Annotated in this window: 16 protein-coding genes; 13 read left to right on the forward strand and 3 right to left on the reverse strand. The window is 69.1% G+C overall.

Translation table 11 applies throughout. The annotated features are described in order from the left end of the window. Positions 1–4: 4 nt before the first annotated feature. From FOZ76_RS11590 to secF, 4 genes are all read left to right on the forward strand, one after another. Positions 5–1,828 (forward strand): patatin-like phospholipase family protein, encoded by a 1,824-nt coding sequence (locus tag FOZ76_RS11590; RefSeq protein WP_143948408.1) that lies wholly within the window; start codon positions 5–7, stop codon positions 1,826–1,828. A gap of 193 nt (positions 1,829–2,021) precedes the next feature. Next, a complete protein-coding gene (gene yajC, locus FOZ76_RS11595; RefSeq protein WP_143948409.1) occupies positions 2,022–2,363 on the forward strand; it encodes a preprotein translocase subunit YajC in 342 nt (113 codons plus the stop codon). Positions 2,364–2,482: 119 nt separating this feature from the next. Beyond that, a complete protein-coding gene (gene secD, locus FOZ76_RS11600) occupies positions 2,483–4,348 on the forward strand; it encodes a protein translocase subunit SecD (protein WP_143948410.1) in 1,866 nt (621 codons plus the stop codon). A 1-nt stretch (position 4,349) separates the two neighbouring features. Beyond that, positions 4,350–5,297, forward strand: a complete 948-nt coding sequence (gene secF / locus FOZ76_RS11605; protein WP_143948411.1) for a protein translocase subunit SecF — start codon at positions 4,350–4,352, stop codon at positions 5,295–5,297. 366 nt (positions 5,298–5,663) lie between these two features. Here secF and FOZ76_RS11610 read toward each other — a convergent pair whose 3' ends face one another. Next, entirely contained in the window at positions 5,664–8,162 is a 2,499-nt protein-coding gene (locus FOZ76_RS11610; RefSeq protein ID WP_143948412.1) for an MFS transporter, read from the reverse strand. Positions 8,163–8,249: 87 nt separating this feature from the next. Between FOZ76_RS11610 and FOZ76_RS11615 the strand changes: the two genes are divergently transcribed. Beyond that, entirely contained in the window at positions 8,250–10,268 is a 2,019-nt protein-coding gene (locus FOZ76_RS11615; RefSeq protein WP_170235404.1) for a SpoIIE family protein phosphatase, read from the forward strand. Further along, entirely contained in the window at positions 10,265–11,509 is a 1,245-nt protein-coding gene (locus FOZ76_RS11620) for an ABC transporter substrate-binding protein (RefSeq protein WP_246129446.1), read from the forward strand. The genes FOZ76_RS11615 and FOZ76_RS11620 overlap by 4 nt, the downstream gene beginning before the upstream one ends. Positions 11,510–11,516: 7 nt before the next feature. Here FOZ76_RS11620 and FOZ76_RS11625 read toward each other — a convergent pair whose 3' ends face one another. Together FOZ76_RS11625 and FOZ76_RS11630 are read right to left on the reverse strand one after the other, a co-directional pair. Continuing rightward, positions 11,517–12,983 carry a glutamate-cysteine ligase family protein gene (locus FOZ76_RS11625; protein ID WP_143948414.1) on the reverse strand — a complete coding sequence of 489 codons (1,467 nt, stop codon included), beginning with the start codon at positions 12,981–12,983 and terminating at the stop codon, positions 11,517–11,519. Between the two features lie 197 nt (positions 12,984–13,180). Further along, the gene (locus tag FOZ76_RS11630) at positions 13,181–13,999 is read right to left on the reverse strand and encodes an IclR family transcriptional regulator (RefSeq protein ID WP_143948415.1); all 819 of its coding nucleotides are present in this window, start codon (positions 13,997–13,999) and stop codon (positions 13,181–13,183) included. 131 nt (positions 14,000–14,130) lie between these two features. Here FOZ76_RS11630 and FOZ76_RS11635 point away from each other — a divergent pair, with 131 nt between their 5' ends. The 7 genes from FOZ76_RS11635 to FOZ76_RS11665 all read left to right on the forward strand — a co-directional run. Next, positions 14,131–16,221 carry a 3-hydroxyacyl-CoA dehydrogenase NAD-binding domain-containing protein gene (locus FOZ76_RS11635; protein WP_143948416.1) on the forward strand — a complete coding sequence of 697 codons (2,091 nt, stop codon included), beginning with the start codon at positions 14,131–14,133 and terminating at the stop codon, positions 16,219–16,221. Between the two features lie 114 nt (positions 16,222–16,335). Then, positions 16,336–17,514 (forward strand): acetyl-CoA C-acyltransferase, encoded by a 1,179-nt coding sequence (locus FOZ76_RS11640; protein WP_143948417.1) that lies wholly within the window; start codon positions 16,336–16,338, stop codon positions 17,512–17,514. 139 nt (positions 17,515–17,653) lie between these two features. Beyond that, complete coding sequence (locus FOZ76_RS11645) at positions 17,654–18,886, forward strand: acyl-CoA dehydrogenase family protein (RefSeq protein WP_143948418.1); 1,233 nt, start codon at positions 17,654–17,656, stop codon at positions 18,884–18,886. A gap of 577 nt (positions 18,887–19,463) precedes the next feature. Further along, positions 19,464–20,423: an ABC transporter permease gene (locus FOZ76_RS11650; protein ID WP_143948419.1), complete on the forward strand. Its 960-nt coding sequence runs from the start codon at positions 19,464–19,466 to the stop codon at positions 20,421–20,423. Further along, complete coding sequence (locus FOZ76_RS11655) at positions 20,420–21,319, forward strand: ABC transporter permease (RefSeq protein ID WP_143948420.1); 900 nt, start codon at positions 20,420–20,422, stop codon at positions 21,317–21,319. The genes FOZ76_RS11650 and FOZ76_RS11655 overlap by 4 nt, the downstream gene beginning before the upstream one ends. A 22-nt stretch (positions 21,320–21,341) precedes the next feature. Continuing rightward, the gene (locus tag FOZ76_RS11660) at positions 21,342–21,917 is read left to right on the forward strand and encodes an FMN-binding negative transcriptional regulator (RefSeq protein ID WP_143948421.1); all 576 of its coding nucleotides are present in this window, start codon (positions 21,342–21,344) and stop codon (positions 21,915–21,917) included. Positions 21,918–21,935: 18 nt separating this feature from the next. Next, positions 21,936–22,571, forward strand: a 636-nt coding sequence (locus FOZ76_RS11665) for an ABC transporter substrate-binding protein (RefSeq protein WP_246129448.1), incomplete at its 3' end; no start/stop codon positions are given.

The raw sequence follows: 22,571 nt of genomic DNA on the forward strand, positions 1-22,571 counted from the left end.
GCGGATGGCCGACAAGAAACTCGTGATCCGCGGTGGCACCCGGCCCGTCGGCGAGGCGGAGCGCCCGCAGGTGTTGCGCTGGCTGGCGTTCCTGGAAGTGTTCGAGGACGTCCCTGAGCAGGAACTGGCGCTCTTGCTGGATGGCGCGGAATGGGCGTCGTTCGAGCGCGGCCAGTTGGCCCTGGACGGCCGATCGGCGGTGCGGGCTGTCTGCATCCTGCGCAGCGGCAGCTTGTCCACGGAGCTTGCCTGGACGCCGGGCGGCCTGGGCGCGATGGCCCGGATCGAGCCGGGCGACCTCATCGGTGCGCTCGGCGCCCTGTGCGGTGTGCCGCCGCTCGTACGCGCCACCGCTGCGCGCGACAGCGTCGTCCTGCGGATTCCCGAGCGCGCCTTCGTCCGGTTTCTCGAGTCATCGCACCAGGGGCTGCTGCGCGTCACCCGCCATGTCAACCGCTGGCTGATGCGTGGTCTGCGAGCAGGCGCCGCCAAGCGCGAATGCAGCGTGATCGCTTTCGTGGCCGCCTCGCAAGGCATGGATCTGGAGCCCCTGGTGCGGGGCATGGCCGGCTATCTGGCCGAGCAGCGCCTGGCGGTGGAACTGGTCACGCCCGCCGACCGGCCGGCCAGAAGCGAAACCCTGTCGGCGATGGAGGCGGTGAGCGACGTGGTCTTTCTCGTCACCTCGCCGTCCGACCCTGAATGGACGGGCATGGCGATCGCGAATTGCGATCGGGTGGTGATCCTCCAGGAACCGGCTGCCGCAGCATTGCCCGAGCCCGACATCATGGCGCTCTGCGGCCCCGGGCAGCGGCCCACCATCGACCTGGTCCTCGTGCATCCCGCCGACGCCGGGAGCGCGCAGATGCCCGCGCACTGGGTCGGGCGCGAGGATATCGACGCCCATCTGCATATCCGGGCCGGCAATCCCGCCGATGGCGACTTCCTGGCGCGCTTTCTGGTCGGCCGGGCCGTCGGGATGGTGTTCGCCGGCGGCGGCGCGCGCGGTTTCGCGCACCTGGGCGTGGTGAAGGCCTTCCAGGAGGCGGGCATTCCCATCGACATGACGGGCGGCACCAGCATGGGCGCCATCATTGGCGCGGGCATCGCCTGCAAGTGGAGTATCGAGCACCTTCTCGAGCGCCTGCACCAGTTGTTTGCCATGAGCAGCCCCATGCGCGACTACACCCTGCCGCTGATCTCGATCGTCCGGGGCCGCCTGGTGGCCAAGCGACTGGAATCCGCGTTCGGCGATCTCGACATCGAGCGCATGTGGCGGCCGTTCTTCTGCGTGTCCTCCGACCTGACGATGGGGCGTGCGCACGTGCATCGCGTGGGCCGCCTGTGGCGCGCGCTCAGGGCGAGTTCGGCCTTGCCCGGCATCCTGCCGCCGGTCATCGCCAACGGCCACGTCCTCGTGGACGGCGCCATCACCAACAACTTCCCGGTGGACGTCATGCGCGACATGGAGCGCGGCTGCGTCGTCGGCTCCAACGTGCGCGTCGACTCGCGCTTCATTTCCGCCATGGAGAACATCGAGTCGATGAGCACCTGGCGCTTGATGCGGGACATGCGCAGCGGGCCCGTCAACATCTTCAGCGTGATGTCGCGCACGGCCACCATCAGCAGCATGCACCAGACCCAGCACTCCTGCCGGATGGTGGACTATCTCGTCGAATCGGTGTCGGACGACGTCAGCCTGCTCGACTGGAAATCCCTGCACCGTGTGGTGGAGCGCTCCTACCAGTCGACCGCGCGCATGCTCGAGCGCGACGGCGTCAGCTACGCCTCGCTGCTGAACGGCAACCTGTGCAAGAGCGCGGCGTGAGCGCGCTGCGGCATGGCGCAAGGGGCAGTGTCCGGCGCATTCGGCGGCGATGCGCCCGGGTTAACCTATAATCGTCGGCTACCTTTTTCCGCGACCCGGGCGCGCTGCGCTCGAGATCAGCCTTGCGCCTGGGTGGAACCTTGCCGCAAGGCCGCGTTCCTACACTCCCCACCTTCACCCCTGAGGACGAGAGATGAGCCTTTCCGATATTTCCCTGACCGTCGTGGCACAGACCGCCGGCGGCGGCGACGCGCTGATGGGCATGCTGCCCATCATCCTGATGTTCGTGATCCTGTACTTCCTCATGATCCGTCCCCAGATGAAGAAGCAGAAGGAGCACCGCAACATGGTCGCCGCGCTCGCCAAGGGCGACGAAGTGATCACCGCCGGCGGCATCTGCGGCAAGGTCATCGACGTGAAGGACAACTACATCACTCTCGAGATCGGCAGCGAAGCCGGCCGTCCGGTCGAGGTGACCATGCAGCGCGTGGCCGTGTCCACCCTGCTGCCCAAGGGAACCCTCAAGGCGCTGTAAAGACCAACCGGGTTGGCCGCGCGCGCGCGCGGCTTCGCCCCGCGCACCGCCCGGCGCGCCGAGCGGCCGGTACCTGAGCCCGGCGCCCTGCCGGGTTTGTCGTCTGCAGGAATGCTTCTGTGAATCGTTACCCCCTCTGGAAGTACCTCACGGTGGCGGTCGCCCTCGTGATCGGCCTGATCTACACGCTGCCGAATTTCTTCGGCGAATCCCCCGCCGTCCAGGTCTCGAGCGCGAAGGCCACCGTGCGTGTGGACCAGTCGATGATGAACCGCGTCGGAGAGCTGCTCTCCCAGGCGGGCATCGCACACACCGGCATGCAGTTCGACCAGAACGGCCCGGTGGGCAGCGTGCGCGCACGCTTCGAGAGCACCGACACGCAACTGCAGGCGCGCGACCTGATCGAACGCTCCCTCAACCCCGACCCGGCGGACCCCGGCTACGTGGTGGCGCTCAACCTGCTACCCGCCTCGCCCGCCTGGCTGAGCGCGCTCAACGCCAACCCCATGTACCTCGGCCTGGACCTGCGCGGCGGCGTGCACTTCCTGCTGCAGGTCGACATGCAGGGCGCGTTGTCGGGCCGCTACGACACCATGGCCACCGACGTGCGCGCGGCGCTGCGCCAGGCCAACCTGCGCGCCGACCGCGTGGAGCGCTCCGGCATGTCGGTGACCGCCAGCGTGCCCCAGGCCGAGGCGGCCCGCGCCGAAGACGCGATCCGCAGCCGCGTCCCCGACCTGCAACTGTCCACCACCGGCAGCGGCGATCAGGTCGTCATCACCGGCGCGCTGTCCGAGCAGGCGATGCGCACGGTCCAGGACAACGCCCTCAAGCAGAACATCGCCACCCTGCACAACCGGATCAACGAGCTGGGCGTGGCCGAGCCCGTCATCCAGCAGCAGGGCGCCGACCGCATCGTCGTGCAACTGCCCGGCGTGCAGGACGTCGCCCGGGCCAAGGAGATCCTCGGCCGCACCGCCACCCTCGAGATCCGCCTGGTCGACGACTCGCCCGCCGCGCAATCGGCGCTCGCGGGCGGCACCGTTCCCTTCGGCCTGGAACGCTACAACGACACCAGCGGCGCGCCGGTGCTGGTGCGGCGCACCGTCATCCTGACCGGCGAGAACCTGCAGGACGCCCAGCCGGGCTTCGACGACCGCCAGCAGCCGGCCGTGCACCTGACGCTGGATTCCAAGGGCAGCCGCGTATTCCGTGACGTGACGCGTGACAACGTCGGGCGCCGCATGGCCATCATCCTGTTCGAGAAAGGCGTGGGCGAAGTCGTCACGGCGCCGGTGATCCGGACCGAGATCGGCGGCGGCCGCGTGCAGATCTCCGGCAGCATGACCACCCGCGAGGCCAACGACATCGCCCTGCTGCTGCGTGCCGGCAGCCTGGCCGCGCCGATGGAGATCATCGAGGAACGCACCATCGGCCCGAGCCTGGGCGCCGACAACATCAGCCAGGGCTTCAACGCCACGCTGTGGGGCTTCGTCGCCATCGCCATCTTCATCATGCTGTATTACGCGCTCTTCGGCGTGTTCTCGGTGATCGGCCTGGCCTTCAACCTGCTGCTGCTGGTCGCCCTGCTCTCGATGCTGCAGGCCACGCTCACCCTGCCCGGCATCGCCGCCATCGCGCTCACGCTGGGCATGGCGATCGACGCCAACGTGCTCATCAACGAGCGCATACGGGAGGAGCTGCGGGCCGGGGCCTCGCCCCAGCAGGCGATCCACCTGGGTTTCGAGCGGGCCTGGGGCACCATCCTGGACTCCAACGTCACCACCCTGATCGCGGGCGTCGCCCTGCTCGCCTTCGGCTCGGGCCCGGTGCGCGGTTTCGCCGTCGTGCACTGCCTGGGCATCCTCACCTCGATGTTCTCCTCGGTGATCGGCGTGCGCGCGCTCGCCAACCTCTGGTATGGCCGCCAGCGCCACCTCAAGAAGATCTCGATCGGCCAGGTCTGGAAACCCAAGGAGCGCTGACATGGAATTCTTCCGCATCCGCCGCAGCATTCCCTTCATGCGGCACCGGCTGGTCCTCAACCTGATCAGCCTGGCCTTCTTCGTCGTCGCGGTGTTCTTCATCGCCACCCGCGGCTTTCACCTGTCGATCGAATTCACCGGCGGCACGGTGATGGAGGTCAACTACCCGCAGGCGGCGCAGCTCGACTCGGTGCGCAGCACGCTCTCGAGCATGGGGTACTCCGACTTTCAGGTGCAGAATTTCGGCACCTCGCGCGACGTGATGATCCGGCTGCCCGCCAGCGAGGGCCAGAACGCGGCCGCGCAGAGCCAGGCGGTGATGGGCGAGCTGCAGAAGGCCGACCCCGCCGTCGAGCTGCGCCGCGTCGAATTCGTCGGCCCGCAGATCGGCAAGGAGCTCGCCTACGACGGCCTGCTCGCCCTGCTGTTCGTGGTCGTCGGCATCGTGATCTACCTCGGCCTGCGCTTCGAATGGAAGTTCGCCCTGGCCGGCGTGATCGCCAACCTGCACGACGTGGTCATCATCCTCGGCTTCTTCGCCTTCTTCCAGTGGGAGTTCTCGCTGGCCGTGCTCGCCGGGGTGCTGGCCGTGCTGGGCTACTCGGTGAACGAGTCCGTGGTCATCATGGACCGTATCCGCGAAAACTTCCGCAAGCAGCGCACGGCCACGGTCGAAGAAACCATCGACAGCGCGATCACCCAGACGATGTCGCGCACCATCATCACACACGCTTCCACGCAGTTGATGGTGCTGTCGATCTTCTTCTTCGGCGGCCCCTCGCTGCACTACTTCGCCCTGGCGCTGACCGTCGGCATCTGGTTCGGGATCTACTCCTCGATCTTCGTCGCCGCCGGCCTGGCCATGTGGATGGGCGTCAAGCGCGAAGACATGATCAAGAAGCCGCCCAAGAAGGAAGGCGAAGGCGAGCCGGCGGCAGAGCTGCCGTAGAGGAGCCCCTCCGCCCGCTGCGCGGGCACCTCCCCAAGGGGAGGCGGCGCGCGCCCTCCGGGCGGCCGCGCGGGCGCGCGCTTACCCCCGCGCTAAGCTGTGGCGGAGCAAGTCTGTGTACCGAAGGCAGCCATTCGCCGAGACGCCCCTCCGCCCCGCTGCGTGGGTACGTCCCCGCAGGGTGGAAAATGAAAAATCGGATGCATCCGATTTTGCTTTCCGACGCCCGCACGGACAGCGCCTTCGCATGAAGACACTTTTCTTAGCGCGGGGGTAAGCGCGGCGCCGCCCGGCCGCTCCGAAGGAGCCGCGCAGCCTCCCTCGGGGAGGTGGCCGCGCAGCGGCCGGAGGGGAGCCTCTCCTGGGCTAGCCCTCGCCCTCCGGCCGCGGCACCGGGCGGCCGGCGGACAGGACGATGAACATCAGCGTGGCGCACACGTAGAACACGCCGGTGATGGCCAGGCCGGCGCTGATGCCGACGATGGTGAACAGCGAGCCGACGAAGAGCGGGCCGACCATCTGGCCGAACTTGTCGGCGGCGCGCAGGATGCTGGTCGCCGCGCCCGGCCCGTAGTCCTGTACGCGCGGCAGCGACAACATCCATGAGGTCTGGGCCGCGCCGCACCAGCAGCTACCGAGAGCGAGCAGGAAGACGGCGACGGAGACCGCGAGCAGGCTGTGGTCGAAATAGAGGTAGGTCATGCCCAGGCCGCCCAGCAGCCCGCCCAGGGCGATGAAGGGCTTCTTGTGCGGCGAACGGTCGACCAGGCGGCCCACCGCCGGCCCCAGGTAGATGATGCACAGGCCGTACAGCATCAGGACGCGGCCGATGCTGGAAGCCGCCACCCCGAGCGCCTGCAGGTACAGCGGCAGCGCGAAGTACAGCAGACCGACCTGGGCGATCGAGAACGGCACGATGCTGCCCGCCAGCAGCGCGCCGTAGTCGCGGCTCAGGATCAGCGAACGCAGGTCGGCCCAGCGCCCGCGCGGCGGCGGCACGCGCGACACCGGACGGTCGGCGGCCACCGGCAAACTGCCGGGCCGCGTCTTGGCGGCCGGCCCGGCGATCGGACGCGTGCGCAGGAGCATCACGCCCAGCAAGGGCAGCAGCATGAGCAGGCCGCCCACCACGAACACCGGGCGATACGACACCTGATCGGCCAGCATGGCCCCCGCCGCCGTGCCCGACAGGTGGCCGGCGAACAGCCCGGCGATGAGCCAGGCCATGTTGCGTCCGCGGAACACCGGCGAGCTGCGGCTCACGACCAGCCCCTGCAGGCCCATCCACGCCAGCCCGTAGCCCAGGCCGACCAGGCCGCGCGTCAGCACGAAGACTTCCAGATGCTGGATCATCGCGCTGGCGAACGAGCCGGCGCCGGCCACGCACAGCCCCACGACGACCGCCGAGCGCCAGCCCCGGCGGTCGGTCAGGCGGCCGGCCAGCAGCGCGCCGAAGAGACCGCACAGCATCTCGGCCGAGATCGGCAGGGCCATCAGGATGCTCTCGGGCAGGCCGAGGAACAAGACGCGCAAAGTGCCCGCATAGAGCGGCAGGAAACTGAGCGGCAGCGCCCAGGCGAACAGGAAGCCGAACATCAGCGGGCGCGCGATGCGGGCCACGTCCTCGGCGCGGGTGCTGGTCATGGCGGGCACGGCGGCGCTGCCGCGCGCCCGGGTGACGAGCACGATGACCAGCAGGAACATTTCGAAGGCGGCGATAGCGGAGATCAGGGCCACCGTCGCCGCGTCGAGGACACGGGCGCGCACCCCGGCCGCCACCACCCTGGCGTCGACCGTCACTTCCAGCGTCCCCACGCGGCGCGCGCCGGCCTCGCCGCCCACCGCCAGCGGCAGCACCACGCGCATGTCGTCGGCCACCGGCACACCGACGGGCAGCGCGCCGCGGTCCAGCGGGCCGGCGGCATCGGCCGCGCCCATCACCCTGCCCTGGGCGTCGCGCAGGATCACGGCATCGATCGCCGGCAGGCTGCCGGCCAGGCGCTGGAACAGGCTGTCCATACCGCGCACGCGCTCCAGGTCCACGCCCATCTCGAACACGCGGGCGAGATCGCGCTGGGTGCGCTCGGCCAGCAGGACGACGTTGCCCCGCGTCGACTCCAGCCAGGCACTGCGAAACGACGTGGTCGCGTCCAGCGCGTAAAGGCCTTGCGCCAGCAGCATCGCGGCCAGCGGAAGCGCCAGGCGGCGGGTCCCGGTGCCCTCGCCCGGCGGCACGAGCAGCAGCACCAGGACCAGCAGCAGCGCCGCCCCGGCGGTGGTCAGCGCGAGCACGCCCGCGCTGTGCTTCAGGAAGGCGCGTTCGCTGGCCTGCTGCGCGGCGGCGTCGACCCACAGGGTGAGCGCGCCCGCGACCGCGCCATCGCGCAGGCGCAAGGGCACGGACACGCCGATCCGGTCGGGCAGGGACAGCGTGCCGCCGCCGTCGGCCAGCGGGCGCATGCCCGGAGGCTCGGCGCCGGCGCCGGCCACCGCCCGGCTCAGCCCGCCGTGAGGCGAGCGGGGCTGGCCGATGGCCTCCAGGGCATGGCCGTCGGGCAGGATGACCGAGATGCGCACCACGTCCTGCTGCCCCTGGATCGTGTCCTCGAGCAGCCTGGCCAGGCCCGTGTACTGCGCCATGGGCTTGCCCAGGCGCAGACCGTTCTCGATCTGCGCGGCCGTGCTGCGCGCGAGCAAGGCGACACGTTCCACCGTCGCGTCGGTGGCCAGGCGGCTGAAGGACGCCAGGCCGAGCATGCCGATGAAAGCCTGGGCCACCACCAATATGGCCAAGCAGGCACCGAGCATCTCGAATGCGATGAGCCGCCGCGCGGAGCGGGCGGCCGGGCCTTCCTGGCGTTCCATACCAAGTTTTTCCTCTTGTTAGTACTGACTACACGAGCCTATGATCCCGGCTTCGATCCCTCCGGCCCCATGGCGTACGCATACAGGATGACGACCTCGTTGAGAACCCGGGTGTTTCTGCTCGTAGCGGCCATTCTGGCGCTTCTCGCCGCTTTCGTCATGCTCGTCTCGCAGCGTGCGGTGACCGACACCGTGTATCAGGCCGAAGTGAGGGCAGCACGCAACGTTCTGGAGCTGCTGGCCACCGATGTGCGGGCGCGCAATCGGCAATTGCTGCGCGAGAAGATCGCCACCGTCCGTACCTACCGCGCCGGGCTGGAGCAATACGACGAGCTCATCGACACCACGCTCGCGCGCTTCGTCGCCCTGGCCCGGGCCGGCACCCTGGACGACGCGAGCGCCCGCCGCAGCGCCCTCGACTGGGTCGAAGGCCTGCCCCGCGGCCAGGGCGTGCAGGTGATGGTGTACGACCGCTCGCTCGAACTGCTCAGCCATGCCGACCCACGCCTGCACGGCGCCAGCGTGCAGGGCCTGCGCGACTTCAAGGGCGAGCCCTTCGCCGCCCACCCGTTCCGGCTCGGCAGCCCGGAACATTATGCGGTGTACGAGTGGCCGCCGGACGACGCGCAAGGGCAGTTGCACTTCGGGCTGTTCTCGTACTTCGCGCCCTGGGACTGGGTGGTCGCGGTGTCGATGCCCGCCGGCACGGTCGAAGAGACCGTGCGCCGTCAGCGCGAGGAGCTGACCGATACCGTGGCGGCCACCGCGCAGAGTCTCGCACTGGCGCGCTCGGGGTTCATATTCGTGTTCGACGGCGCGGGCAGGATCGTGGTGGCGCCGCCCGCCCACGGCACCGCCCTGCTGGCCGCCAGCAACGCCCAGGGCGAGCAGGTGCGCAGCCTGCTCGCCGCCGACGCCGAGCGCGCCGCGGCGGGCTTCACCTTCGCCCCCGCCGACGCCCCCGACGCGATATGGGAAGTGGGCGGCGCGCGCATCAATGCCCTCGACTGGTACATCGCCGCCGCCGTGCCGCGCAGCGATCTGCTGCAGCCGGCGCAGCGCCTGCTGCACACCCAGGGCACGATCTTCCTGGCGATGCTGGGCGTGGCCCTGCTCCTCGCCTGGGTCTTCGCCACCCGCCTGATCCGTCCCTTGAACCTGCTCACCGCCTACGCACGCGAGTTGCCCGAGCAGGAGCTGCTGCAGCACCGGCCCACGCCGCCCGAGATCGAGGCGCTACCCGAGCGGCATCGCGACGAAGTCGGCCGCCTGGCGCACACTTTTCTGTCGATGGAGCGCCAACTGCGCACCAACGTGCGCAGCCTGATGCAGGAAACCACGCTGCGCGAGCGCATCCAGAGCGAACTCTCGATCGCCCGCGACATACAACTCGGCCTGCTGCCGGTGGCCCTGGAGCCGGACACCACCCGGCGCGTGGATCTCTACGCGAGCATGGTGGCGGCCAAGGAGGTCGGCGGCGATCTCTACGATTACTTCCTGCTGGCCGACGGACGCCTGTGCTTCGTGATCGGCGACGTCTCGGGCAAGGGCGTGCCGGCCGCCTTGTTCATGGCCATCACACGCACCGTGGTGCGCGCCGCCGCGGTCCAGGAATCCACGCCGGGCAAGCTGATGGAGGCCATCAACGAACGCCTGAGCGAGAACAACCCGAACCTCATGTTCGTCACGCTGTTCGTCGGCGTACTGGACCTGGAAAGCGGCGAACTCGCCTACGCCAACGCAGGCCACCCGGCGCCCTGGCTGCGCGAGAACGGCGCGGTGCGCGAACTGGCCGGGCGCAGCGGACCGGCCTGCGGCATCGCGCCCGGCATGGCATACCGCCAGTTCCAGGCGGTCCTGGCGCCCGGTGCCACCCTGCTCGGCTATACCGACGGAATCACCGAGGCGGAAAACCGCGACGGTGTGTTCTACGGCGAGCAGCGCGCGCTCGACGCGCTCGCCGGCCTGCCGCCCGGGGCCGACAGCGCCAGCCTGGCCCATGCCCTGCAACAGGACGTGGAACACTTCGCGGGTGGCATGGAACAGGCCGACGACATTACGATGATCGTCGTCCGACGCCGCCCCATCGACGAGATACCCGTATGAATCTCCTGCTTACGCTCCAGCGCTTCGGTCGCTGCATGTGCCTGCTGGCCAGCGCTGCGGCCCTGGCCCTGCCCCACGCCGGCCAGGCGCAGCCCAGGACGCCGCCCGAAGAGCCGCCCAGCGTCTCCCAGGCGTCGGAGACCAACAGCACCCGCGGCATTTTCCCCGTCACCCCGGTGGCCCGCCCGGACGGCGCACCCTGGCGCCTCGGCTACCTGCAGGGCGGCGACTATGCCGACTACCCGGTGATCCTGGTGGCGATCGTGCGCGGCCTCATCACCCTGAACTGGATCGAGAACCTGGAGCTGCCCGACCCGGAGCAGCACACGTCGCGCGAGATCTGGGACTACCTCGCCAAGACAGTGGACAGCCCCTACGTCGCGTTCGTGCCCGACGGCTACTACAGCGCGGGCAACTTCGATGCCGCCCAGCGCCCGGCCACCCGCGAAGCGCTCTACGAGCGCGTCAACACCCAGCGCGACCTCGACCTGGTGATCGCCATGGGCACCTGGGCCGGGCAGGACATGGCCAACGACAAGGTGTCGGTGCCCACCATCGTCGCTTCCACCAGCGACCCCATCGCCTCGCACATCGTGGCGAGCGCCGAGGACAGCGGGTACGACCACATCCACGCCAAGGTCGAGCCCAAGCGCTACCAGCGCCAGGTCCAGTTGTTTCACGAGCTTCTGCCCTTCAAGACACTGGGCATCGTGTACGAAGACAGCCCCGAGGGGCGCACCTTCGGCGGCGTCGACGCCGTCGAGGAAATGGCCGCGCAGATCGGCTTCTCGGTGCGCACCTGCCACGCCCCGTTCAACGACGTCAGCGTGACCGAGGCCGAGGAACGCGCGATCGCGTGCTATGCGCAGATCGCGCCGCAGGTGGATGCGGTCTACATCACGACGCACCGCGGCGTGAGCGCCAACTCGCTGGGCGCCATCGTCGACGCGCTGCTCAAGAACGAGACCCCGAGCTTCTCGATGCTGGGCTCGCAGGAAGTGCGGCGCGGTGTCCTGATGAGCATGGCGCAGGCCGGCTATCTGCCGGTGGGGCTGTTCCACGCCGAGACCATCGCGCGCATCCTGCACGGCGCCAAGCCGCGCGAACTGAGCCAGGTGTGGCTCTCGCCCGCGGAGATCGCGCTCAATCTCAAGACCGCCGAGATCATCGGCTTCGATCCGCCCATCGACATCCTGCTCGCGTCCGACGAGGTCTACGACACGATCGGCGGCGAACGCTGATCCGGCCTCAGGGCGGCGGCAGCACCGAATGGGCTTGCACGAAGCGCGCAAGCCGCGCATCCGCATCGCCCGGTGTGCCGCGCCAGGTTTCGAGCTGACGATCCGCGCCCGTGCGGCGGTTCGCCCAGGCCCATTGCGCGTAGCCCAGGCAGGCGCGCTCCCCCTCGTCCAGCCCCGCTCGGGCCACGGCGAGCACTTCGCCGGCCAGGCGATGCAGATCGTCGTCGGCCAGCGCATGGCGAATGGCGCGCGCGCGCAGATCGCGCAGGCGCGCCCAGCCCCAGTCCGACACCAGCCGGCTCGCCTCCTCCAGGTTGCGCAACAGGCCGAGCTGCAGCGCCGAGGGCGCGATCACCGCGGTCCAGGCGAGCGGCCCCATGTCCGCCAGCGCCGCCGCATCGCAGAAGTTGGCGCCGGGCGCGCGGCCCTCGATGTAGCAATCCGCGCCGCAGGCCTGCATCAGCTTCTCGATGCCTTGAGGCTGCGCCCACGCTTCGCGCAGCGCCGCCAGTTCGGGCATGCGCGCAAACCGGAAACGGAAGCGGGCATCGAGGAAGTGCGAGAACTGCAGGTACTCGAAATGCGAGGCGCAGGGCGCGAGCACGCCGCGCTCGCCGGTATCGGTGGCATGCGCCGGGGCTTGCTCGCCGCCCAGGAAGGCGTACAGGGACTGCGGCGCATCCGGACGCCAGGTCTGGCGCGTGCCCTTGTAGTCGGGATTGTGGTGCGCCGGGACACAATGCATGGTCGTACCTTCGCCATACACCCAGTGAAAGTAGGCGCCCAGATCCGCAAAGGGCGCCGGCGGCAGCTCGGCCAGCCATCGGTCGCCCGCGAAACGCGCCTGCGCGAACATCCGCGACCAGATCGTCAGCCGGTTTTCCTGCAGGCCGGTCTCGCGGCCGCCCTCCAGGGGACTGTTGGCGAACAGCGCGATCGCCGCCGGCGCCAGGCCCAGCACGGTGTTCAGCGCCTGCACACCGCATTCGGCCGGCACACCCAGGGTCGGACCGTTCTGCGCCTTGGCGTCGATGCCGACCCGGTGCTGCCAGCCGCGATAGGTAGTCCAATCGTCGTAGATCGGCTTGGGCGCCCGCATCGCCCGGTAGAAAGCATCGTCCAGCGGCGTGTCCGGATGCTCGGACGCGTTGAGCAGCACCGCCCCGTCGCTGCGCAGCGCGTGCAGCACGTCGGCGATCTCGGTCTGGGCCCAGGCGTAGAGCGTGGCCAGCGCCTGCTCGCCCTCGACCGGGCCGAGCGCGCTTTCCAGGTGGTTGAAGGCATTGTCCAGCCCGCTGTCCACGCCGGGCGAGCGCACGGCGATCTCGCGCCCGTCCAGTTGCTTGATGCGCGCCGGCACCCCGCGCTCGGCCTTGCGCGCCGCCATGGCCTCGAAATAGCGCCGCACGCCCTGGCTGCGCCCCGTGGCCCGCGCGGCGACGACCATTTCCATCTCCAATCCCAATTTGGGCATGGGCCCCCCAAAGACACGCATCCGGCCTGCTACAAGCTGCAACACGAGTTCGCATTATGCCCGGAGCATGCGTTTGCTGCCTCCCCCGTTTGTGGGATTGACCACGAGCCCGAGCGCCGGCCCGGCCCACCTCGCGGCCTGCATGGCGCCGGGATTCGCCGGGCGCGGGATCGGCCGCCCGGCGGCGTGCGCGCCGCTCAACCGACGCCCACGGCCTCCAGTTGCTGGGTCAGGGCAATGAGGCGTGGCCGCACTTCATCGAGCAGGAACGCCTGAGAAAGGCTGCCCGCCGGGCCACCGCAGTTGATGGCCATCAGCGGCATGCCGTTGCCGGGCTGGAAGGCCCGCGCAATGCCGTGCACGCTCGACTGCCATTCGCCGAACGAACAGGCCACGCCATACGTCGCGTACTCGCGCTGCGCGGTCTCGATGCCGCGACGCACGCGCGGCCAGGCCACGTCATCGAGCGCGCGCACCTGTTCGTACACGTCGTCGCGCTCGGCGCTGGGCGCCATCGCCAGCCAGGCCCGGCCGATGGCCGAGGTCGCCAGCGGAATGCGCGAACCCACGTCCAGGCTGAGCGTGAGCGCCGCGGCGCTGCGGCAGCACTCCACATACAGCATGGAGAGCCGGTCGCGCACGCCGAGCGCCACCATGGCACCGGAAAAGTCGGCCAGCTCCTGCATCAGCGGACGCGCGGTCTTGCGGATGTCCATGCGCGCCAGCATCGCGCTGCCCAGCGACAGCGCCGCCATGCCCAACTGGTACTTGCCGGTTTCCCGGCTATGGACCAGGTAGCCCAGACGGGTCAGCGTGGCGGTCAGGCGCGACACGGTGGATTTCGGCAAGCCGCAGCGCTCGGCCAGCTCCTGGTTGCCCATGGCCCGGTTGCCCGAGCGAAAACACGAGAGCACGCTCAGCCCGCGGGCCAGCGCCACCACGAAATCGCGGTCCTGGCCGGGGTCTACGCCAGGTTGCGTTCCACCTTGCAGAACCGGGGCTTGTCGACGAGTCATCCTCTGCTACCATACCTGACAATTCGGAATTAAGTTCCGTATGCCGGAACAAGCCAAAGAATAACACCCCCTACCGCGCGGCGTCTCGCGCCGCCGGACACGCTTTCCGACTCTCCCCGGAGACCACCCCGATGCAGAACGTGCATTACGAAGTGCGCGGCCAGACGGCCGTGATCCGAATGGACAACCCGCCCGTCAACGGGCTGTCGTGGGCGCTGCGCAGCGGCATCCTGGCCGCGCTCGAGCAAGCGCAGCAAGACGCCGCCGTCAAGGCCATCGTGCTGACCGGCTATGCCGCCGACTTCTCCGGCGGGGCCGACATCCGCGAGTTCGGCACGCCGAAGTCGGCCAGCGCGCCCAATCTGCCGATGGTCATCCGCGCGCTGGAAGACAGCGCCAAGCCGGTCGTCGCCGCCATCGGCGGCAACTGCCTGGGCGGCGGCTTCGAGCTCGCCATGGGCGCGCACTATCGCGTCGCCCGTGCCGACGCCAAGCTCGGCCTGCCCGAGGTCAAGCTCGGGCTGCTGCCCGGCGCCGGCGGCACCCAGCGCCTGCCCCGCGCGATCGGGCTGGAGAATGCGCTCAACATGGTGGTGGGCGGCGCCGTCGTGCCGGGCGCCAAGTTCGCCGGCAGCAAGCTCATCGACGAAGTCACCGAGGGCGATGTCGTCGACGCCGCGGTTGCGTTCGCCGACAAGGCCGCGGCCAAGCCCGGCCCCTACCCGCGCCTGCGCGATCTCAAGGTCGAGTATCCCGCGCACGAGGCCTACCTGCAGTTCGCCCGCAACATGGTGGGCGCCGCCGCCAAGGGCGCACCCGCTCCGCTCAAGTGCGTCGAAGCCGTCGCGGCCAGCGCCAGCAAGCCCTTCGACGAAGGCCTGCGCCATGAGCGCGAGCTGTTCGCCCAGCTCATGAACTCGCCCGAGTCGCGCGCCATGCGCCACATCTTCCAGGCCGAGCGCGCAGCGGCCAAGGTGCCGGGCATCGGCGCCGACGTCAAACCGCGCCGGATCGAGAAAGTCGGCGTCATCGGCGCCGGCACCATGGGCGGCGGCATCACGATGAACTTCGTGAACGTCGGCATCCCGGTCGTGCTGCTCGAGACCTCGCAGGAAGCGCTCGATCGCGGCCTCGCTACGATACGCCGCAACTACGAGAACACCCTCAAGAAGGGCAAGCTGACCCAGGAAGAACTGGACGCCCGCATGGCGCGCATCCAGCCCACCCTGTCCTACGGCGACCTGAAGGACGTCGACCTGGTCATCGAGGCCGTGTTCGAGAGCATGGACGTCAAGGAACAGGTGTTCCGCCAGCTCGACGAGATCATCAAGCCGGGCGCCATCCTCGCCTCGAACACGTCGGCGCTCAACCTGGACCGCATCGCCGAATTCACCCGGCGCCCGCAGGACGTCATCGGCCTGCACTTCTTCAGCCCGGCCAACGTCATGCGCCTGCTCGAAGTGGTGCGCGGCGCCAAGACGGCCGACGACGTGCTCGTCACGTCCATGCAGATGGCCAAGCGCATCAAGAAGATCGCGGTGGTCTCGGGCGTGTGCGACGGCTTCATCGGCAACCGCATGCTGGCCCGCTACGGCGCCGCCGCGAGCGATCTGCTCAACCAGGGCGCCCTGCCCCAGCAGATCGACGGCGCGCTGCAGAAGTTCGGCCTGAAGATGGGTCCGTACCGCATGGGCGACCTCGCCGGGCTGGACATCGGCTGGGCCGGCCGCAAGCGCCGCGCCGCCGAGAACCCCGGCGCCTACAAGCGCGTGGTGGCCGACCTGATCTGCGAACAGGGCCGGTTCGGCCAGAAGACCGGCGCGGGCTGGTACCGCTACGAACCGGGCAAGCGCGATCCGATTCCCGACCCCGAAGTCGAGAAGCTCATCCAGCAGTTCCGCGCCGAGCAGGGCATCACGCCGCGCAAGGTGTCGGACGCCGAAGTGATCGAGCGCTGCATGTACGCCCTGGTCAACGAGGGGGCGCGCATCCTGGAGGAAGGCATCGCCGCGCGGGCCTCCGACGTCGACGTGGTGTACCTCAACGGCTACGGCTTCCCGGCGCTGCGCGGCGGCCCGATGCACTACGCCGAACAGGTGGGCCTGCCCGAGGTGGTGCGCAAGCTGCGCCAGTTCGCCGCCGAGCCCGGTGCGGACCCGTCGTGGCAACCCGCGCCCCTGCTCGTGCGCCTGGCCGAGCAAGGCCAGGGCTTTCCCGCCTGACCCATCGTTGACGCCGCCGCGGCTGCGGCCCGGCGGCGTTCCGTCGTACTTAGCCGTTACACGCCCGCGCGGCCGGCAGCGCAGCGCGCCGCCGCCCGGGCCAGGAGACATCTCGTGAACGAAGCAGTCATCGTATCCACCGCCCGCACCGGCCTTGCCAAGTCCTGGAAAGGCGCCTTCAACATGACCTACGGCGCCACCCTCGGCGCACACGCCGTCGAACATGCCGTCGCGCGCTCGGGCCTCGATCCCGCCGAGATCGAGGACTGCATCATGGGCGGCTCGCTGGGCGAAGGCACCACCGGCGGCAACATCGCGCGCGCCATCGCGATCCGCGCCGGCTTGCCCGTCACTACCGGCGGCGTCACCGTCAACCGCTTCTGCTCGTCCGGCCTGCAGACCATCGCCATGGCGGCCCAGCGCATCCTGGTCGACCGGGTGCCCGCCATCGTCGCCGGCGGCGTCGAATCGATCTCCTGCGTGCAGAACGAGGTCAACCGCCACATGCGCGTCGATCCGCAACTGCAGGAGATGAAGCCCGAGATCTACTGGAGCATGCTGCAGACCGCCGAACAGGTGGCCAAGCGCTACAACATCGCCAAGGCCGCTCAGGACGAATACGGCGTGCGCAGCCAGCAGCGCGCCGCCGCCGCCCAGGCCGCCGGCCTGTTCGACCAGGAAATCGTGCCGATGACCACCACCATGGGCGTGGTGGACAAGGCCACGGGCCGCATCGTCACCCGCGAGGTGACGATCGCCAGCGACGAAGGCATCCGCCCCGACACCACGCTGGAAGGCGTGGCCAAGATCCGCTCGGCGATGCCGGGCGGCGTCATCACCGCGGGCAACGCGAGCCAGTTCTCCGACGGCGCCTCGGCCTGCGTGGTGATGGACGGCAAGCTCGCCCAGCAGCGCGGCATCGAGCCCATGGGCATCTTCCGCGGTTTTGCCGTGGCCGGCTGCGAACCCGACGAAATGGGCATCGGGCCCGTGTTCGCCGTGCCCCGGCTGCTCGAGCGCACCGGCGTGAAGGTGGAAGACATCGGCCTGTGGGAACTCAACGAGGCCTTCGCCGTCCAGGTGCTGTACTGCCGCGACAAGCTGGGCATCCCGGACGATCGCCTGAACGTCAACGGCGGCGCCATCGCCGTGGGCCACCCCTACGGCGTCAGCGGCTCGCGCCTGGTCGGCCACGCCCTCATCGAGGGCAAGCGCCGCGGCGTGAAGTACGTCGTGGTGACCATGTGCATCGGCGGCGGCCAGGGCGCGGCGGGCCTGTTCGAAGTGGTCTGAGGACGTTCGTCCGCCCCGGCGCTGTGGCCCTGCCCGGGGCGCCAAGCCGCCCGGCGGCGAAAGGGCCGCCCTGGCGCCAGGAAGCGCCGCCGCCTCCTGCGCCGGCCCGGCTTTCACCTGAGAGGAAGAAGAGAGACATATGGATTTCGCATACACCCCCAAGATGATCGAATGGCGCGACCGCCTGACGGCGTTCGTCAACGAGCACGTCGTTCCCGCCGAACCCAGGTTCCGCGAGGAGATCCAGGCCAACCGCGAGAAGGGCCACGCCTGGGACGGCTCGCACGAAGTCATGGACGGCCTGAAGGCCGCCGCCAAGAAGGCCGGCCTCTGGAACATGTTCCTGCCAGCGTCGCAGAACGGCGCCGGGCTCACCAACCTCGAATACGCCCCCCTGTGCGAGATCATGGGCCGCTACCCGCTCACCGGCGAGGCCATGAACTGCTCGGCGCCGGACACCGGCAACATGGAGGTGCTGGAACGCTACGGCACGCCCGAACTCAAGGAACGCTGGCTCAAGCCCCTGCTCGCCGGCGAGATCCGCTCGGGCTTCGCGATGACCGAACCCGACGTGGCCTCGTCGGACGCCACGCAGATCCGCTCGCGCATCGACCGCGACGGCGACCACTACGTGATCAACGGCCGCAAGTGGTGGACCTCGGGCGCGCCCGACGAGCGCTGCAAGGTGCTGATCTTCATGGGCCGCACCGACATGGAAGGCGAGGACACCGACACCTACCGCCAGCAGTCGATGATCGTGGTGCCCATGGACACCCCGGGTGTGAAGGTGGAGCGGGTGCTGACGGTGTTCGGCTACGACCACGCACCGCACGGCCACGCCGAAGTCTCGTTCACCAACGTGCGCGTGCCCAAGGAGAACCTGCTGCTGGGCGAAGGCCGCGGCTTCGAGATCGCCCAGGGCCGCCTGGGGCCGGGCCGCATCCACCATTGCATGCGCCTGATCGGCATGGCCGAGCGCGCGCTCGAGCTGATGTGCAGGCGCGCCCTGGTGCGCAAGCCCTTCGGCCGGCTGCTCTCCGACCAGGGCGTGACGCGCGAGCGCATCGCCGAATCGCGCATCCTCATCGACCAGGCGCGCTGGCTGACCCTCAACGCGGCCTACATGATGGACACCGTCGGCAACAAAGAGGCGCGCAAGGAAATCGCGATGATCAAGGTGGCGGCGCCCAACATGGCCTGCCAGGTGATCGACTGGGCCATGCAGGTACATGGCGGCGCCGGCGTCTCGCAGGACTTCCCCCTGGCCGACGCCTACGCCAAGGCCCGCACCATCCGCTTTGCCGACGGCCCGGACGAAGTCCACCGCAACCAGATCGCCAAGCTGGAACTCGCCCAGTATCTGAAGGTCTGATTCCAGACCGCACGCCGGCGCGCAGCGTTACACCGCGCCGCCCGGCACGCGCGCGGGCTCGTCCGAGCCCGCCTCCCTCCCTATCGGAAAAACCCTGACGCCGCATGCGGCGCCAGGGTTTGCGCACGTGCGTACGTCGGCCCGCGCGCACCGGCCGACGCCTCGCCAGCCCCCCCTGGAAAGCCCCTAGTTTTTGCTGTTTAGAATATCCGGTACGTGTGATAGAGTCTTTTAAAACACGCTCGTCATAGGGCGTTCCGCGGGCTTTCGAAAGTGCCGCGCGGCGCCCTGACCGAGCAAGACGATGCGCCGGCACGGCCTGGTCCGATGCCGACCCACACCGCACAGGAGACATCATGCGTGCACTGCAACATCCGCGCCAGGCCGCCACACTGGCCGGGCGACCTCCCGATCCCGCAGCCAGCATTCGATGAGCGCGGCCCCGCCGCCTCTGCCATCGCGCCGCGTCCCGGCTCTTGCCCGGCACGCCATCGCGCTTGAAATCGATTTCCCGGTATGTCGGCTCGGGCTGCCCAGGCAGTATTGCCGGCAGATCTGAGGGCGCCAAGGAGTTTCCATGAGCGGTTATGTCTGGCGACGTCTGCTGTCGTTGCTGCCCACGCTGTTCTTTGCAAGCGTCATCGTATTCATGTCGGTACGCCTCATCCCGGGCGACGTCATCGACCTGATGCTCAGCGAGAACACCGGGTCCGCGGGCGCGGAAGCCCGTGCGCAGTTGCTCGCCGCGCTGGGCCTGGACAAGCCCATGTGGACCCAGTACTTCAACTGGATCGGCGGCATCGTGTTCCAGGCCGATTTCGGCCGCTCGCTCTGGACCGGCACGCCGGTGCTCGAAACCCTGATGCAGCGGCTGCCCGTCACCCTGGAACTCGGCCTGCTCGCGCTCATCGTCTCGCTCACGGTGGCCATTCCCATCGGCATCTACTCGGCCATCCGCCAGGACACGGCGATCGACTACATCACCCGTTCGCTGTCCATCCTGCTACTGGCCATCCCCAGCTTCTGGCTGGGTACGCTGGTCATGGTGCTGCCGTCGCTGTGGTGGGGCTGGACGCCCGAGATCCGATTCATCCCGTTCTTCACCGACCCCTTGCACAATCTGAGCCAGATGATCCTGCCGGCGATCATCCTGGGCACCTCGCTGGCCGCGATCACCATGCGCATGACGCGCACCATGATGCTGGAGGTGCTGCGCCAGGACTACATCCGCACGGCCTGGGCCAAGGGCCTGAGCGAGCGGCGCATCGTGCTGCGCCACGCCCTGCGCAACGCCCTCATCCCGGTGGTCACGCTGATCGGGCTGCAGGCGCCGCTGCTGATCGGCGGCGCGGTCATCCTCGAACAGATCTTCGTGATCCCCGGCGTCGGGCTGCTGCTGCTCGAAGCCGTGAGCACGCGCGACTACCCGATCGTCACCGGCGTCTTCCTCGTGGTGGGCGTGGCGGTGATGCTGGTCAATCTGCTGGTCGACCTGAGCTACGGCTGGCTCGATCCCAAAGTGAGGAATGCACGATGAGCGCCGTACTGCCTACCGGAGCCGCCTCGACCGCCGGCGCCGCCCGCGTGCCTGGCTGGGCCTTCGTCCGCCGCCTGTTCCGCGAGAAGCCGCTGGGCGCGGCGGGCGCCGTGATCTTCGTGCTCTTCATTTTCTGCGGGGTGTTCGCCGACGTGCTCGCGCCCTACGGCATCAACCAGATCAGCCCGCTCAATCGCTTGAAGCCGCCGTCGCTGGACTACCCCTTCGGCACCGACTTCCTCGGCCGCGACATGCTGTCGCGCACGCTGTACGGCGCGCAGCTCTCGGTCATCATCGGCGTTTCCGCGGCCGCGCTCGCCACCGTCATCTCGGTGCTGATCGGCATCGTCAGCGGCTACGTCGGAGGGCGCAGCGACATGGTCACGCAGCGCTTCGTCGACTCCTGGATGAGCTTTCCGGATCTCGTCATCCTGATCGTGATCGTCTCGGTGTTCGGCCCGGGCATGCCGCAGATCATCATCGCGCTGGGCCTGCTGATGGGCATCGGCGGCTCGCGCATCATCCGCAGCGCGGTGCTGTCCGTGCGCGAGAACATGTACGTACATGCCGCCAAGTCGCTCGGCGCCTCCACCTGGCGCATCCTGTTCAGGCACATCCTGCCGAACATCATGCCGCCCATCATCATCCTCTTCACCACCCGGGTGGGCGCCGCCATCCTCGCCGAATCCGGCCTGTCGTTCCTGGGTCTCGGCGTGCCGCCGCCCGCGCCCACCTGGGGCGGCATGCTGTCCGGCTCCGGGCGCAGCTATCTGTTCCAGGCGCCCTGGCTGGCGATCGTCCCCGGCCTGTGCCTGACGCTGGTGGTGTATTCGATCAACGTGTTCGGCGACGCACTGCGCGACCTGCTCGACCCGCGCATGCGCGGCACGCGCTGAGCCGCACCGGACGCAACCCGCCATGGCCCAGACGCCGCGCCACGAAGAGCACCGCCCGGAAGTCCTGGCTGCGCTGCTGCGCGCGCATCCGATCGCAACGCTGGTTTGGTCCGATCCGCAAGGCCGCTTGCAGGCGCAGCATCTGCCGATGTGCGCCGAGGGCCCGTCGGCGGCCGGCAAGCTGGTGCTGTGCGCCCGCGTGTCCGCCGAGCATCCGCTGGCGCAAGTCGGCGAGCAGGAGGCCATGGCGATCTTCCAGGGCCGGCAGAACTACGTCGGGCCTGCGCAGCAGGCCGGCACCGCGCGATGGAACCACCTCGCGGTCCATGCGCGCGGGCGCCTGTGCGTGCACGAGGAGCCCGCCTGGCTGCAGCAGCACCTCACCAGCGTCGCCACCGGCCCCTGGGCATCGCCGCACGCGATCTGGCGCGGCTGCCGCGGCCTTGCCCTGCGCGTCGAGCACATTCTCGGCGTCTGGAACACCGCCACGGGCGTCGACCCCGCCCCGCGCACTGCGGTATCCGCTTCACCCCCCGCCATGCCGCAAAGACGGCAGGCGACTCAACCCACCAACCGGCATCGTTCCGGCGAACGCTGAATCGTAGGGAGACACTGCATGGCCATGTCGTACCTGAAAGCTGCAAGCCGAGTCCTTCTGGCTGGAACCGCCCTGCTGGGCGCCTCCGCCACCATCGCCGCCGAGGAGCCGACGTATGGCGGCAAGCTCGAGATCATCAACTACTACCCCACCCTGAACGCCCTCACCTGGGACCCGGCCGACTTCGTCTGGAAGATGAACAACGATGCCGGCCACATCTACGAGTCGCTGATCGCGGGCGACCTCTCCAAGGCCCAGAGCCGCGGCGGCAAGTTCAACTTCGAACCCGACGCCTGGCTGGCGCCGGAGGCCCAGCGCGGCGAGCTGGCCGAAAGCTGGGAAGTCAGGGACGACCCGCTGCGCGTGGAGATCAAGCTGCGCGAAGGCATCATGTTCCCCGCCAAGGAAGGCGTCATGGACGCGCGCGAGCTCACCGCCGAAGACGTGGTCTACAGCCTGAACCGGCAGATGGCCTCCAAGCGCGCCCCAGCCAACCTCTACGAATTCGTGGACCGCATCGAGGCCACCGGCCCGCACACGCTCACGGTCTTCATGAAGCACTACAACAGCGAGTGGGACTATCGCCTGGGCTTCGGCTACTACACCCAGATCTATCCCAAGGAGGTCGTCGACAAGGGCATCAACGACTGGCGC

Origin of the sequence: Verticiella sediminum, assembly GCF_007558815.1 — a bacterium.
Classification (GTDB): domain Bacteria; phylum Pseudomonadota; class Gammaproteobacteria; order Burkholderiales; family Burkholderiaceae_B; genus Verticiella; species Verticiella sediminum.

Coding starts and splice junctions, on each gene's coding strand:
- FOZ76_RS11635 (WP_143948416.1), top strand. CDS start 14,131: ATGCAGAACGTGCATTACGAAGTGCGCGGCCAGACGGCCGTGATCCGA.
- FOZ76_RS11630 (WP_143948415.1), bottom strand. CDS start 13,999: ATGACTCGTCGACAAGCCCCGGTTCTGCAAGGTGGAACGCAACCTGGC.
- FOZ76_RS11660 (WP_143948421.1), top strand. CDS start 21,342: ATGGCCCAGACGCCGCGCCACGAAGAGCACCGCCCGGAAGTCCTGGCT.
- FOZ76_RS11650 (WP_143948419.1), top strand. CDS start 19,464: ATGAGCGGTTATGTCTGGCGACGTCTGCTGTCGTTGCTGCCCACGCTG.
- FOZ76_RS11620 (WP_246129446.1), top strand. CDS start 10,265: ATGAATCTCCTGCTTACGCTCCAGCGCTTCGGTCGCTGCATGTGCCTG.
- FOZ76_RS11610 (WP_143948412.1), bottom strand. CDS start 8,162: ATGGAACGCCAGGAAGGCCCGGCCGCCCGCTCCGCGCGGCGGCTCATC.
- FOZ76_RS11655 (WP_143948420.1), top strand. CDS start 20,420: ATGAGCGCCGTACTGCCTACCGGAGCCGCCTCGACCGCCGGCGCCGCC.
- FOZ76_RS11625 (WP_143948414.1), bottom strand. CDS start 12,983: ATGCCCAAATTGGGATTGGAGATGGAAATGGTCGTCGCCGCGCGGGCC.
- yajC (WP_143948409.1), top strand. CDS start 2,022: ATGAGCCTTTCCGATATTTCCCTGACCGTCGTGGCACAGACCGCCGGC.
- FOZ76_RS11590 (WP_143948408.1), top strand. CDS start 5: ATGGCCGACAAGAAACTCGTGATCCGCGGTGGCACCCGGCCCGTCGGC.
- FOZ76_RS11645 (WP_143948418.1), top strand. CDS start 17,654: ATGGATTTCGCATACACCCCCAAGATGATCGAATGGCGCGACCGCCTG.
- secF (WP_143948411.1), top strand. CDS start 4,350: ATGGAATTCTTCCGCATCCGCCGCAGCATTCCCTTCATGCGGCACCGG.
- FOZ76_RS11615 (WP_170235404.1), top strand. CDS start 8,250: ATGACGACCTCGTTGAGAACCCGGGTGTTTCTGCTCGTAGCGGCCATT.